Annotated in this window: 11 protein-coding genes; 5 read left to right on the top strand and 6 right to left on the bottom strand. The window is 70.6% G+C overall.

All coding sequences use genetic code 11. The annotated features are described in order from the left end of the window. The first annotated feature begins 306 nt into the window (after window positions 1-306). From AB0G28_RS23285 to AB0G28_RS23265, 5 genes are all read left to right on the top strand, one after another. Entirely contained in the window at window positions 307-1059 is a 753-nt protein-coding gene (locus AB0G28_RS23285; protein ID WP_361092409.1) for an OmpA family protein, read from the top strand. 14 nt (window positions 1060-1073) lie between these two features. Next, complete coding sequence (locus AB0G28_RS23280) at window positions 1074-1445, top strand: hypothetical protein (protein ID WP_361092406.1); 372 nt, start codon at window positions 1074-1076, stop codon at window positions 1443-1445. A 55-nt stretch (window positions 1446-1500) separates the two neighbouring features. Continuing rightward, window positions 1501-1977: a hypothetical protein gene (locus AB0G28_RS23275; protein ID WP_091318616.1), complete on the top strand. Its 477-nt coding sequence runs from the start codon at window positions 1501-1503 to the stop codon at window positions 1975-1977. Then, on the top strand, window positions 1974-2855 hold the full coding sequence (locus AB0G28_RS23270; protein WP_361092402.1) for a hypothetical protein: 882 nt from the start codon (window positions 1974-1976) through the stop codon (window positions 2853-2855). The genes AB0G28_RS23275 and AB0G28_RS23270 overlap by 4 nt, the downstream gene beginning before the upstream one ends. 309 nt (window positions 2856-3164) lie before the next feature. Further along, window positions 3165-3830 carry a DUF4190 domain-containing protein gene (locus AB0G28_RS23265; protein ID WP_361092399.1) on the top strand — a complete coding sequence of 222 codons (666 nt, stop codon included), beginning with the start codon at window positions 3165-3167 and terminating at the stop codon, window positions 3828-3830. 324 nt (window positions 3831-4154) lie between these two features. Here AB0G28_RS23265 and AB0G28_RS23260 read toward each other — a convergent pair whose 3' ends face one another. The 6 genes from AB0G28_RS23260 to AB0G28_RS23235 all read right to left on the bottom strand — a co-directional run bounded on the left by AB0G28_RS23260 (window position 4155) and on the right by AB0G28_RS23235 (window position 13643). Beyond that, a complete protein-coding gene (locus AB0G28_RS23260; protein WP_361092396.1) occupies window positions 4155-6920 on the bottom strand; it encodes a BTAD domain-containing putative transcriptional regulator in 2766 nt (921 codons plus the stop codon). 456 nt (window positions 6921-7376) lie between these two features. Then, window positions 7377-8279, bottom strand: coding sequence for an ectoine hydroxylase (thpD, locus tag AB0G28_RS23255; protein ID WP_361092393.1), 903 nt, complete (start codon window positions 8277-8279; stop codon window positions 7377-7379). 31 nt (window positions 8280-8310) lie between these two features. Continuing rightward, the gene (locus tag AB0G28_RS23250; protein WP_091318623.1) at window positions 8311-8703 is read right to left on the bottom strand and encodes an ectoine synthase; all 393 of its coding nucleotides are present in this window, start codon (window positions 8701-8703) and stop codon (window positions 8311-8313) included. A gap of 11 nt (window positions 8704-8714) precedes the next feature. Continuing rightward, window positions 8715-9968, bottom strand: a complete 1254-nt coding sequence (ectB, locus tag AB0G28_RS23245; RefSeq protein ID WP_361092389.1) for a diaminobutyrate--2-oxoglutarate transaminase — start codon at window positions 9966-9968, stop codon at window positions 8715-8717. Between the two features lie 15 nt (window positions 9969-9983). Further along, window positions 9984-10487 carry a diaminobutyrate acetyltransferase gene (ectA, locus tag AB0G28_RS23240; RefSeq protein WP_361092430.1) on the bottom strand — a complete coding sequence of 168 codons (504 nt, stop codon included), beginning with the start codon at window positions 10485-10487 and terminating at the stop codon, window positions 9984-9986. Between the two features lie 219 nt (window positions 10488-10706). Then, entirely contained in the window at window positions 10707-13643 is a 2937-nt protein-coding gene (locus tag AB0G28_RS23235) for a patatin-like protein (protein ID WP_361092386.1), read from the bottom strand. Window positions 13644-13731 lie beyond the last annotated feature (88 nt).

Genomic DNA, 13731 nt, shown 5'->3' with positions numbered 1-13731 from the left:
ATGACTCATTCGGGACGTGCGAGGTCCCCAATGACTCATTCGCGACCTTCGGCAGCGCGGCAGGCCTCGGCGACCAGCGTCGCAGCGGTCAAGGAAGGCGGACCGGGGACTCGGGCGGCGGGCGGACCTGCGTGCCCGGAGTCCGGGCGCGACTTTGCCGGAGCCCCACCCCCGAACGGCGGCCCCCACCGCTCCCAGGGGGGCGTCCCCAAGTCCATTCTATCGACCCCCTCTGACAGAAAGTGCCCAACCGCTCACAACGGCCGGAGTTGTCCACAAGTCGACTCACCTGGGGACAACTTGTGGATGACCACCCGGATTCAGGTCGCCATCCCGCCACACCCGGCTTACAGTCCCTTTATGTCCGGTGGTCGGCGCTGGATCCTCGTGGTCCCGATCGCGGTGCTGGTCACAGCACTGCTCGCGGGAGTCGTGACCTGGGTTCAGGCCGGGGCCATCCAGCGGAACCTCACCGACCGGGCAAGGGCCGCGCTGGTCGCCGCCGGGATGCCCACCGGCAACGTCAGCTTCGACGGGCGGGATGCCACCCTCAGCGGCTTCCCGCCCTGGGAGGCCCTTCGCGCGCTCGACGTCGTCCAGGGTCTCGACGGTGTGCGAGCCGCCCGGTTCGATGGCGATGTCGTCCCGGTAGCTCCCAGCGCGCCACCCACCACGAGCAACCCACCGACGAGCAGCCCGCCGCCGCCGACCACCAGTACCACCGCGCCGCCGCCCACCGACAAGGCCGGGGTTCAGGCCGAGATCGACCGGATACTCGCCGAGACGCCCATCAGCTTCGCGCCCGGCACCACCCGGCTCACGCCCGAAGGCGAACAGGCCGCCCGTGACGTCGCCGTCGCGCTCGCCAAGGCTCCGGCGGACTTCCGGTACCGCGTCACCTGCCACGTCTCCCGGCGCGAAGGTGGGGCGAGCACCGCTCTCAAGCTCGCCCGGGCCGTCGCACGGGTCCTCACGGCCAACGGACTGACGGCCACGCGCGTGACCTACCGAGGGTTGAGCGACACCGGTGACAAGCGCGTCGAGATCACGGTCGTTTGAGGGGTGATGAACGGATGATGTGGCTGTTCGGGCAGATCTGGCTGTGGCTGATCCTCGCCTTCGTCCTCGGCGCGCTCACGTCGTGGCTCCTTCTGCGCACCACGCGACGCCCCCGGCCCGAACCCGAGCCCGAGCCGCGGTACGAGCCGGTGCCGGAGCCGTCGGCGGCCGAGCAGACCCAGTTCATCCCCGCCGCCTGGGCGCAGCACCCGCCCCCGGAACCCGGCCCGGACGTCGACGTCCCGGAGCCCGCGGGCCACCGTGAAGGACGGCTTCCGCTGCCGCCGCAGCGCGGTGTGGAAGCCGAGGACTGGCCCACCGAGGAGGAGCCGGCCTGGCCGGAGGCCGACCCGCAGTGGCCGCAGCAGCCTGGGCGCGGTGGCTGACACCCATCCTGGTAAGTTCGGCTACGCACTGTGAGCGAGGGCTGAGGAGGGGTGTGTGGCGCTCCCCCATTGGACGTCGCAGCAGGTCCTGCCGCCGGGCCGGCACGCCGGAGACCTCGCCGACGTCTACGAACGCCTGGTGTTCGACGCCCCGCACCAGAACGAGCGCGAGATCCTGTTCAGCGCGCTCAACAGCTACCTCGGCGTGGCCCGGCGGATCATCCCGTCCGGCCGGGCCTGGATCGGCGGCGAGCTCATCACCCGGACCGCCCACCCGCCCCGTGGCCTCGACGTCGTCCTCATCCCGGACGAGTGGGGTGCGCTCAAGCGGCTCGACGACGCCGGCCGGTCGGCGCTCTACGGCCTGCTCACGCTGCGCGGCGTGATCGTCGGGCAGCCGGCGATGTACCTCGACCAGGTGCAGCCGGTCGGCGGCATGCTGGACGGCTTCCTGTGCCGCCCCGGCGACGAAGACGTGTGGGCCGAGGTCTGGGCCGAAGGCGGCAGGGGCTACCCGGAGATGATCTGGTGAGGAACGAGTTCCGGCGCATCGCCGACGAGATCCCCGGCGGCACGTGGCTCGACGACCTGGCGCGCGCGTCGGCGATGGCGGCCAACGCCAAGTTCGAGCGGACGTCGCGCTCGCCGCTGCTGCACGTCTCGGTGATCGGCGAGCAGACCATCGACGCCTACACCTTCTCCGACATCAGCCGCGCGCTGCAGGACGCGACCGCGAAGATCGGGCACATCATCCGCAACCCGTCCGGCGAGGTCACCCAGGTCCAGCAGACCGACCGGGACAAGGCGCCGCTGATCCAGCGCGGCCAGGCGGGCAACGCGATCTTCTTCGGCTTCCCGGAGCCGTCCACCGACGACGCGCTGATCGTCGACGGCATCGAGACGCTGTCCGAGCGCGCGGTCAAGGAGCTGTGCGACTTCCTGCCGGCGAACGGCTCGGACGACGGCGCGCTCGACGCCGTGCTGCTCCAGCGCGACACCGTCCGCAACGCGGTGAGCGACATCGTCAACGCCGTCGCGAAGAACGCCGGGATCGGGATGGCGCTGACCCCGACCGCGGGCGAGCAGGTCACCCGCAGCATGACCACCGAGCAGGCGCGGATCCTGCAGGGCAGCCTCCGCGAATCCCGCGAAGAGGTCGGCTACGAGACCGTGCGCGGGCGGCTCGACGGCGTCCGCACCCGGCGGCGCATCTTCTACCTCGACCGCGAGTCGGGCGGGACGATCCAGGGCGCGGTGGCGCCGGACCTGCTCGACCAGATCAAGGAGAACCTCGACCGTCCGGTGACCGCCCGGCTACGCGTCGTGCGCACGACGACGATCGATGGCCGCCGCGGGCGGCCCGTCTTCGAGCTTCTCGAAATCACTCCGGAAGTCAGTCTTTTCGACTGAGAAGTCCGGTATGCGACTTTCGTCTTGAACACCGGTACCTACGGTCGTCGTAGGCCTCACGGTGGTGCCGGGATGCCCGTACGGTATTTACGATACCCGCTGCGAGGTCGCGAAAGGCCGCACTGAACAGTGGGACTTCCGATATTCGCCCCATTGATCACCGGGCCACACCCTGCGCGCGTTGTCAGGAAATACCGATACCTGACGCAAAATGGTGGGACAATGACTTTTTCCAGAATGTAACAATTTCGTTCTGGGCCACACTTATGGGTTAACGTCGTCGCACTCCCACCCGAAGGGGCCCGCATGATGACCGACCCGCAGTACCCGCCGACCACCGCGCGCCACGGCAGCAGACCCGCGCCCCCGGTGACGGCCACGGAGCGTCGTCAGGCCAACGCGCGGCCTCGGCGGAACGTCCTTGCCATCCTCGGCCTGCTGCTCGGCGTGGCCGCCATCGTTGTCACCTTCGTCCCGGACGTCGAGTTCGTCGCGTGGCCACTGGGCGGGATCGGGCTCGTCCTGGCGATCGTCGGACTGACCCAGGTCAAGAAGGGCACCGCGGGCGACCGCGGGCTGGCGATCACCGCCACCGTCGTCACGGCCGCCGCGCTGCTCACGACGGCCGGGACACTGCTGTACTTGACCTTCATCGGCGGCGGCGAGAGCGGGCTGCACCTGCCCGCGGTGGCCGGCGACAAGCACTCCGTGGTGTTCCAGGTCACCTCGGCCGGCGGCGCGACCGTCCGGTACGGGAGCCTCAGCGACCAGCGCACGGAAAACGCGCCCGCGAGCACCGACCCCTGGGAAGGCCAGGCGTCCTACAACAACGGCTCGTACCTGCTGACGCTCACCGCGGACACCCGCAATTCGAACGTGAACAACGTAATCAGCTGCGCGATTCTCGTCGACGGCAAGAAGGTCGCGGAAAACAGCGGAACGACGATCGCGCTCTGCACCGCCAACGTCGGCTGAGTTCCGCGACAGTTCGGTGGCGGGTCGCCTGGCGACCGGCCGGCCTACCCCCAAGTCGGCCGGCCGGGCCGCCACGAGCCGCTCCTGGCGACTCCCGGCCCCGCCGCGGTTTCCCGCGCGGGGCCCGGCGCCGGCGTCTCCGCCTGCCCCTCCCCTAGGGCTCTGCCGGCACCGCCGAACCTACGCGGACGCCGCCCGCGCCCACTAAGAATCCACTAAGGATTGAGCGGTTCGACAGGGTCGTGACCCATTCGCAACCGAAATTGTCTCCATAAATCCGAACGGCCGACACCGAGTTGTCGCAGCTCGAAAGTTCGGAAACCTTCACCGCAGTTCGGCGAGTTCGGCGCGCACCTCACCGACGAGCTTCGGGTGCGCCCGCTCGTAAATGCGCACCGACATCGCGAGTTGTTCGCGTGCGCCGTCGATGTCGCCTTTGGCCCGCAGCACGCGGCCCAGGGTCAGCCGCAGCGCACCCTCCCGCGCGACGAACTCCCGGCTGATCGCCAGGTCGATCGCCTCCCAGACGTACCGCTCGGCCGCCGCGTGGTCGCCCGCCCGCAGGCAGAGCTCGGCCAGCTTGTCCAGCGAGGCGACGACCTGGCCGTCGTCGCCGAGCTCGCGGTCCGCGCGCAGGCCGTCGAGCTGGTGGGCGATCGCGTCCGAGAGCCGTCCGGCGCGCTTCTCCGCCTGGGCGCAGCTGCTGAGCGCCTGCCCGCGCAGCGTGACGTCGGGGGCTTCTTCGACGGCTTTGGCCAGTCGCTCGATGGCCTTGTCGTGCTCACCGAGCCGGCTCAGCGCACGCCCGAGGTGCAGGTCGGCCGAGGCGGCGAGCCGTTCGTCGGCGAGCCCGGCGGCCAGCTCCGCCGCCCGCTCGGCGTCGGCGAGGCCGAAGCCCGGCAGCTCGAAGGTCAGCGCGATCTCGCACCGCGCGAGCCGCAGCCAGCACTGCCCGGCGACGTCGTCCGCGGCTTCGGCGGCGGCGACGCCGAGGTCGGCCATCCGCGTCCATTCGTCCAGCAGCGGGCAGGCGACGCGGTAGGTGTGCCCGAGCCGGGCCAGCCGCCAGACATCGTCGTGGCGGCCCACGGCGTCCGCGGCGTCGAGGACCGCGAGGAGGTTGGGCCACTCGGCCGCGAACCAGTCGTGCGCCTCGGCGAAGCCGGTGAGCGGCGGCATCGCGTCGTCGCCGAGCACACCCGTGAAGTCGAGCGGGTCGGTGACGCGGCCCAGCCGGCGCCGCGCCCGGTCGGCCACCGCCTGGTAGTAGCGGATCGTCCAGCCGAGTGCTTCGTCGCGCTCCTTGTCGCCGAGCTCCTGTTCCGCGAGCTCGCGCAGGTAGACCGAGACGAGGTCGTGCGGCACGAAGACGTCCCGGGCGGTCTCGTCGAGAAGGTTGTGGGCGGCCAGCGCGCGCAGCCGGCGGCGGGCCTCGGCCACCGGGATCTGCGCGACCGCGGCCATCAGGTGCGGCCCGACCATCACTCCGGGCACCGCGCCCAGCCGCAGGAACGTCTCGGCGATTTCGCCGGGCAGGCCGCGGAAGGAGACGTCGAACGCCGCGCGCACGCCGTCCTCGGCGCCCTCGACCTGCAGTCCCGCCAGCCGGGTGCGCTCGTTGCCGAGCTCGTCGACCAGCTCTTCCGCGGTGCGCTGGGCGCTCGCCGAGAGCCGCGCACCGGCGATCCGCAGCGCCAGCGGGAGGTAGCCGCAGAGCCGCGCGAGGGCGTGGTTGAGGCTCGCCGGGCCGGCGAGCTCCTCGATGAGCGCCACGGCGTCGTCGGGTGGGAGCGTGCCCAGCACGCGCTGCCTGGCCGCGTTCGACACGGCCAGCCCGTCGAGGCGGGAGCGGCTGGTCACGACCGTCATCGTCCGCGCGCTCGGCGGCAGCAGCGGGCGCACCTGTTCGGCGGTGCGGGCGTCGTCGAGCAGCACCAGCATCCGCCGCCCGGCGATCAGCGACCGGTAGAGCGCGACGCGCTCGTGCAGCAGTTCCGGGATCCGCGCGGTCTCGACGCCGAGGCCGAGCAGGAACTGCGTGAGCAGCTCGGCCGGCTCCAGCGGCGGGTGGTGCGGGTCGAACCCGCGCAGGGAGGCGAACAGGACGCCGTCCGGGAAGCGGTGCGCGACCCGGTGCGCCCACCACACGACCAGCGTGCTCTTGCCGACGCCGGCGGTGCCGCTGACCACGGCGATCGTGGTCTGCCCGGCCTCGGCCCGGGTGACCAGGCCGTCGAGCCAGGCCAGCTCGTCACCGCGGCCGGCCAGGTTGGGCACCGCCGCAGGCAGCTGCGAGATCGCCTCGGCGACCGAGCTTTCACGTGAAAGCTCGGCCCCCAGGTGGGAGCTTTCCCGTGAAAGCTGCGGCAGGTCGTCGTTGAGGACCCGCTCGTGCAGCCAGCGCAGCTCGGCACCGGGCTCGACACCCAGCGTGCGGAGGGTGGCGCGCGAGACGGTCCGGTACAGCTCGAGCGCGTCGCCGCGGCGGCCCGCGTGGTACAGCGCCCGCATCAGCTGCCCCGCGGTGCGCTCGGCCAGCGGATCGGCCCGGACGATCGGGCTGAGCTCGACGATCAGCTCCGCGTGCCTGCCGAGTTCGAGGTCGGCGTCGACGCGGGCGCCGTGCACGGCCAGGCGGAGGTCCTCCAGCTCGGGGGCCTCCAGGGAGTCGGGCACCCCGCCCAGCGCGGGGCCCTGCCACAGGGCGAGCGCTTCGGCCAGCAGCGCGGCCGCGACCTCCGGGGTGGCCACCGCGGCGCGGTCGAGCAGCGAGCGCGCCCGGTGGACGTCGACCCATTCCGGCTCGGCGTCCAACCGGTACCCCGGCGGGGTGGTCAGGATGCCGGGGCCGTCGATGTCGCGCAGGATCCGCCGCAGGTGTGAGACGTTGCCGTGGACGATGGTCCGGGCGGTCGCCGGCGGGTTGTGACCCCACAGCGCGTCGATGATGTCGTCGAGCCCGACGACCTTGCCCGGCTTGAGCGCCAGCAGCGCGAGCAGGCCGCGGACGCCGGGACCGCCGATCGGGACGGGTTCGTCGCCGTCGAACAGCTGGACCGGGCCGAGCAGCTGGAGCCGGGTTCGGGCCATGCTCGCGCCCACCTCCCCAGGTCTCGCCGGAACCGCCAACTTACCGTGGCCACCGATTGCCGGGCAGCGCCGGTACCAGGTGTTTTGGTGGTCCTGCGAATTCCGCAGCGAGGAAGCGGACCACAAGGGCGGAAACGACATGACCCCTTACCACCGGTCCCGATCCGGTGGTAAGGGGTCATGTTGTGCTTTCGGGGGTTCCGGGTGGCGGAGCCCCCGGCCCGGGGCGAAGCCCCGGACCAGCACAGTAACTTCGGCCGGGCCGCCTGGGGGCGCGGTCCGCCCGTCCGCCGCCGAGGGCTACCGGGCGGGTGGGCTCACCCCGAGCGAAGCACCGCCGGTCGTCCGCGAAGACGTGTTGCGCGGACCACACGCCCGCACGGTGGCGACACGGTAACAAAGCGCACCGGATCAGTCACCGCCGGGTCAGGTCGTGTCCCGAATGCCCTTTTCGGTTCAGCGCGAGATCGGCGTCGAATCGCGTCCGGCGATGAAGGCCGGCCGCGGGGTGCTCGCCGCGAACGGCTCCTGCAGGGCGTTCTCCACGCTGTTGAACACCAGGAAGATGTTCGAGCGCGGGTACGGGGTGATGTTGTTCCCCGAGCCGTGCATGATGTTCGAGTCGAACCACAGCGCCGAGCCGGCCTGGCCGGTGAACTGGTCGATGCCGTACTCGGCCGCCATCTTCGTGATGTCGTCCTCGCTCGGCACGCCGACCCGCTGGTCCTTGAGCGAGCTCTTGTAGTTGTCGTCCGGCGTCTCGCCGGCGCACTGGACAAACGTCCGGTGCGAGCCCGGCATGATCATCAGACCGCCGTTGAACGGGTAGTTGTCCGTCAGCGCGATGGAGCAGCTGACCGCCCGCGGCGATGGCATGCCGTCCTCCGCGTGCCAGGTTTCGAAGTCCGAGTGCCAGTAGAACCCGGTGCCCTTGAACCCGGGCATGTAGTTGACGCGGCTCTGGTGGATGTACACCTCGGAGCCGAGCAGCTGCCGGGCCCGGTCCAGCACGCGCGGGTCGCGCACCAGCTCGGCGATCAGGTCCGAAATCTCGTGGACGTCGAAGATGGACCGGACCTCACCGGTCTTCGCCTCGGTGATCACGCGCTCGTCCTGCGCCAGCTCCTTGTCCGAGGACAGCCGCACCAGCTCCTGCCAGTACGTCTGGACCTCCCCGACGGAGAGCATGTCCTCGACCACGGTGTAGCCCTTGGTTTCGTGGTTCGCCAGCGTGGCGGCGTCGATCGGGCCGTCGGCTTCGGTACCCCACACCGTGGGGTGCACGCGCGGCAGATGCGCCGGCGTACCGGTGATCCGGGTCGGGTAACCGTCGTCGACCCGGGTGTCCGTCAGCGTCACGGGCTTCGCCTCCTGTTTGCCTCTCCGGTTCTTACGATTCCTCGGTGATGAGCGGGTACACGCCGTTCTCGTCGTGGACCTCGCGGCCGGTCACCGGGGGGTTGAACACGCACACGCACTTGATCTCGGTCTTCGGCCGGACCTGGTGCTTGTCGTGGTCGTTGAGCAGGTAGAGCGTGCCGGGCTTGAGCTCGTACACCTTGCCGGTGGCCAGGTCCTCGATCTCTCCCTCGCCGGAGGTGATGAACACCGCCTCGATGTGGTTGGCGTACCAGAAGTCGTTGACCGTCCCCGCGTACAGCGTGGTCTCGTGCACCGAGAAGCCGACGCCCTCCTTGGCGAGGATGATCCGCTTGCTGCGCCAGTTCTCCGTCTTGATGTCGGCGTCGGTGTCGGTGATCTCGTCGAGCGTGCGGACGAGCACGTCGGAACTCCTTACTTCGTCAGGACGGCCTTGATGGACTCGTCGATGATCGACAGGCCCTGCGTCAGTTCGTCGTCGGTCAGGGTCAGCGGCGGCAGCAGCTTCATGACTTCGCCGTCGGGACCCGAGGTCTCCATCAGCAGGCCGCGCGCGAACGCCTCGGCGCAGACCCGGCCGGCCAGGTCGCCGCTCTGGAACTCGATGCCGCGCGCGAGGCCACGTCCCTTGGCGAGCAGGTTCGCCTCCGGGTAGGCCTCGACGATGCCGGAGAACGCGGCGGCGATGCGCTCGCCCTTCGCCTTGGTCGACTTCTCGAGCTCGTCGTCGCTCCAGTAGGCGTCGATCGCCTCCTTGGCGGTGACGAACGCCGGGCTGATGCCGCGGAAGGTGCCGTTGTGCTCCCCCGGTTCCCAGACGTCGAGCTCCGGCTTGATCAGCGTCAGCGCCATCGGGATGCCGTAGCCGCCGATGGACTTCGACAGGCAGACGATGTCCGGCGTGATCCCGGCGTCCTCGAAGGAGAAGAACGGCCCGGTGCGGCCGCAGCCCATCTGGACGTCGTCGAGGATCAGCAGGATGTTGTGGCGCTTGCAGAGGTCGTCGAGGCCCTTCAGCCACTCCAGGCGCGCGGCGTTGATGCCGCCTTCGCCCTGCACGCCTTCGACGATCACGGCGGCCGGCTCGTTGAGCCCGCTGCCCGAGTCCTCGAGGAGCTTCTCGAAGTAGAGGAAGTCCGGCATCGCGCCGTCGAAGTACTTGTCGTACGGCATCGGGGTGGCGTGCACCAGCGGGACACCGGCGCCGCCGCGCTTCATCGAGTTGCCGGTGACCGACAACGCGCCCAGCGTCATGCCGTGGAAGGCGTTGGTGAAGTTGATGACCGACTCGCGGCCGGTCACCTTGCGCGCCAGCTTCAGCGCGGCCTCGACGGCGTTCGCGCCGCCCGGCCCGGGGAAGACGACCTTGTAGCCCAGCCCGCGCGGGTCGAGGATCTTGTCGCGGAAGGTCTGCAGGAAGTCGCGCTTGGCCACGGTGAACATGTCGAGCGCGTGGGTGACGCCGTCGCGCTGGATGTAGTCGATCAGGGCCTGCTTCAGCCGCGGGTTGTTGTGCCCGTAGTTGAGCGCGCCGGCCCCGGCGAAGAAGTCCAGATAGGGCTTTCCGCTCTCGTCGTACAGGTGGCTGCCCTGCGCGCGGTCGAACACGACCGGCCAGCCGCGGCTGTAGCTGCGTACTTCGGATTCGAGCTCTTCGAAGATGCTCATGTGTTTCTTTCTCTCCTAAACGCCCGGATGCGCGGCCAGCGGACCGATACGGTAAAGCTCTTCGGGCAGGTGCCCGGCTTCGGGGAAATCCTCGCCGTCGAACAGCACACTGGTTTCCATCGCGGCGTTCCAGCGCTTCGCGAACGACGTGAACAGCCGGATGGACGCCTCGTTGTCCGGGGTGATGGTGGTCTCGAGGTAACGCACCCCTTCGCCGACCAGACGCGTGTACAGCGCGTCGAGCAGGGCCCCGGCCAGGCCTTTTCCGCGCTGCGAACGGTCGACCGCGACCTGCCAGACGAGCGCTGCCTCGGGCTCGTCCGGCCTGCGGTAGGCGATGACGAAACCGACCGCCTTGCCGTCCTCACGCGCGACCACCGACGACTCGGCGAAATCGCGGCACCACAGCATGTATGCGTACGGCGAGTTGAGATCGAGCTTGGCGGAATCACGCGCGATTCGCCACAGCTCCGCGCCGTCCGCCTTGGTCGGGGATTCGATCAAGTGCGTTACGGACATACTCAGGAAACGTAACAGAGAATTTTCCACCCGCCAGCGACGCAGCTCACGACCCCCGCAATGACCTGCGGCGACGCCGGGTACCCGGTGAGCAGTCCCACAAACATGTTTGAAATGGACGGTGCGTGGGCACACGCGCGCCTGGGTCGCGCACTCACGGTGCGTGCCCTCTTCGCACGATGAACCCAAACCGGACTGATCGCAAGGCGACGGGCCGGATCAAGCACTCCGGCGATGCCTTGTCCGGCGCCAGATTCCGCTCACCGGCATCACCATCGCGGGCAGGATCAGCAGTCCGGAGACGACGAGCCACCACACGGCGCCTTCGCCGCGCCGCCAGCCCGCCACCACGCTGCCGAGCCAGCCGAAGAACGGCTGGGCCAGCGGCGGCAGGAACGCCGCGGACAGCAGCGCCGCGACGACCACCAGCCCGAGCACGGCGAACAGCTTCCGCGCGAGCTGTCCCGTCGTGAGCAGGGCCGTCGCCAGGTAGACGACCGCGCCCGCGAGCACCGGCAGGCCGACCCACTGCAGCACCGCGCCGCCGTTGCTGCCGAGCACCAGCCCGGCCAGCAGCGCCAGCACGCCGGCCGCGAGCGAGCCCGCCGTACCGAGCCGGGACGCACCCTGGGAGACCTTCGCCGTGCTCCTGGCGACGGTCCGCAGCATTCCGGCGACGGTCCGCGGCCAGCCGCCGGGCAGCCGGAACGCGACCATCCCGGCGTTGACCGTCGCGGCGCCGAGCGCGACCAACGTCCGGGTCAGCCGCGCGGTGCCCTGCTCGCCGGCGAGCTTCTCCGCCGAGACGCGGCAGGCCTGGAACTGGGCCTGCGCGGTCCCGACGTCGGCCCGGGGCAGGTCTTCCTTCAGCGCGTCCTCGATGCCACGGCGGTCGGCGGCGTCGTAGCGCGCCGCGAGCGTGACGACCGGCAGTTCCTCCGCGGCGATCTCGGCCTGCCGCGCGCGGGCCAGCACCATGGCCGTCACCGGCATGCTGAGCGGCCGGTCGGTCCCGAAGCCGACCGGCTTGAGGTCGGCGTCGAGGCCGAGGAACGCCAGTTCGTCGTTCAGCTGATCACGCAGCGCGACCATCTCGTCCGGGGTGCACCGGTCCCGCTCGTCCGGTTTGCGCCAGGGGCCGAACGCCGCGACGAGCTCGTCGCGGAACCGGTCCCGCCCGATGATCTTCTGCAATGTCTGCAGCCGTTTCGGGTCCAGCAGGCACTGCACCAGCCACCCGGCGCCGTCGACGCGGCCCCACATCCAGTCGTTGGCCCGCCACGACGCCTTGTAGAAAGCGCCGAAGTAGCTCGCCTGCATCCCGGTCAGCTTGTCCCACGACCGGCGCCGCGTCATGTCCAGCAGCGTCCGGGAATCGGCGCTGACCTGCACGAGGTCGACCCGCTGGTCGACCGACGGCGGCTGGGCGAGCAGCCCGCGCGTCGCCACGTGCAGGGTGAGCAACCGGGCCTGGACGACGTCGTCGGACCCGGCGTCCGGTGCCAGCGTCAGCCAGTCCAGCAGGGTCGTGACGGCTCCCGACTCCTCGGGCGCGGCTTCGGCCAGCGCCCGCAACGCCAGTGCCGCGGCCCGCAGCGCCTCGACCACCAGCGGCCACGCCTTGGCGACGTCGGCGGTCTTTTCCGGTTCGACCCACTCCCCGGCGAGTTGCTTGATCCACGCCTCCAGCGAGCTGCCGCCGGGCCCCGCGTGCGCGGTGACCCACTGTCCCAACCGGACACCGCGGCCGGCGATCCGGCGCGCCTCGTGAAGCTTTTCGCGGGCGTCGTTGAGTTCCCGCGCCCGCGTGGCGTCCACCATGAGCCGGAACCCGGCGTTCACCAGCTGCAGGCCGGTCGCGACGGCGTCGTCGAGCGCGGTCGTCCGGTAGGCGGCCAAGTCGGCGACCGTCACGCTCTTGGCCGGCGGCGTGCCGGGGATGTCGCCTTTGAGCCCCGCCACCGCGATGTCCCTCAGCTGCCGCGACATCCCAGACGCCCAGGGGGTGCCGGGTTCGGACAGCGCGTACCGGCGAGCGGCGACCCGGACCAGCTCGGCGGCGTCCTCGGCGGTCCGCCGCTCGAGGTAGGCGGCGACGATCCGGTCGTCGACCAAGTGCTCGGGGCCGCCGCGCAGCCCGAGCGCGGCCAGCGAGACCCGCGTGTCCCGGGCGCGGAGCACGGCGTCGTTGTGCCGGGTGAGGTCGTCCAGCTCGGCGCTGATCGACTGGCTCATCACGGTGTTGACGACCTTGGCCATCGCGTTCGACAGCAGCGGCGGGTTCGCCGCGTCGCAGTCGACGGCGTCGGTCTCGCCCTCACCGGTCGGCACGACGTAGAGCAGCAGCCGCCGGACGTCGGCGTTCGACGGGCGTTCGAAGATCTCGCGCAGCGCGGGCCGCAGCGGCTTGTTCAGCAGCACGCCGCCGTCGGTCAGCCAGTGCGAGCGGGTCAGCTCGGTGTACGGCGTCATGTCGGGGTGCAGCCGGTCGCAGCCGTCGGTGCCAATCGGCATCCGGGACAGCTCGAACGCGCCGGGGAACGACGCGGTGGAGCGGGCCGCCAGCGCGAGCGGTCCCTCCACCCCGTTCGTCCACAGTGGACCACAGAACCGGAAGAGCATCCGGTGTTCGGTGTCGCGCACCAGGTTCCCGAGCGCGTCGTCGAACCGGGTGGTCTCGCCGTCGATCATCGTGCCGGTGAGCAGCACGGTGATGTCGGGTTCCTCGGCGGGCGGCGTGCCCTTGCCGGTGATGTCCCGCAGGGCCTTCTCCACGTCACCGAGCAGGACGCGGTCCCCGTCGAGCACCGACCGCGGCTGGTCTTCGCGGGCATCGCGGATCAGGTTTTCGAGCGAGCCGGTGGTGATCCAGGTGTCCCGCAGCACCTGCGGCGTGGACCCGAACGCCTCCGCCAGCCCCAGGCAGGCGGCGTTGATCCCGCCGGCGCTGGTCCCGGTGAGGACGTCGACGGAGACACTCGCGCGCAGCAGGTCGAGGAGCTTCCGGTAGAGGCCGGGTCCGGCGTCGCCCCGCGACTCCCGCAGCAACTGAGACGTCTCGGTGGCGACGCCGCCCATCCAGATGGCCAGGCTGGCGCCGCCGACCATGGTCACGGCCAGGCGGATCTCCTGCTGCCACGGTTCTGTTTCGGCCATGGGGCACCCCTGCCGCTAGTCGTCCTGACGGACAGTAGAGGCGAAAGGTGAGCGCGGGGATACGTCCGGGTGTACGGCCGTTCGGGTG

Origin of the sequence: Amycolatopsis sp. NPDC021455, assembly GCF_040640995.1 — a bacterium.
GTDB lineage: Bacteria > Actinomycetota > Actinomycetes > Mycobacteriales > Pseudonocardiaceae > Amycolatopsis.
This window is presented reverse-complemented; position numbering and strand designations above follow the sequence as displayed.

Bases quoted from the DNA above. Each gene is read 5' to 3' on its own strand.
- AB0G28_RS23285 (WP_361092409.1), top strand. From the start codon at position 307: ATGACCACCCGGATTCAGGTCGCCATCCCGCCACACCCGGCTTACAGT.
- AB0G28_RS23280 (WP_361092406.1), top strand. From the start codon at position 1,074: ATGATGTGGCTGTTCGGGCAGATCTGGCTGTGGCTGATCCTCGCCTTC.
- AB0G28_RS23265 (WP_361092399.1), top strand. From the start codon at position 3,165: ATGACCGACCCGCAGTACCCGCCGACCACCGCGCGCCACGGCAGCAGA.
- AB0G28_RS23260 (WP_361092396.1), bottom strand. From the start codon at position 6,920: ATGGCCCGAACCCGGCTCCAGCTGCTCGGCCCGGTCCAGCTGTTCGAC.
- ectB (WP_361092389.1), bottom strand. From the start codon at position 9,968: ATGAGCATCTTCGAAGAGCTCGAATCCGAAGTACGCAGCTACAGCCGC.
- ectA (WP_361092430.1), bottom strand. From the start codon at position 10,487: ATGTCCGTAACGCACTTGATCGAATCCCCGACCAAGGCGGACGGCGCG.
- AB0G28_RS23235 (WP_361092386.1), bottom strand. From the start codon at position 13,643: ATGGCCGAAACAGAACCGTGGCAGCAGGAGATCCGCCTGGCCGTGACC.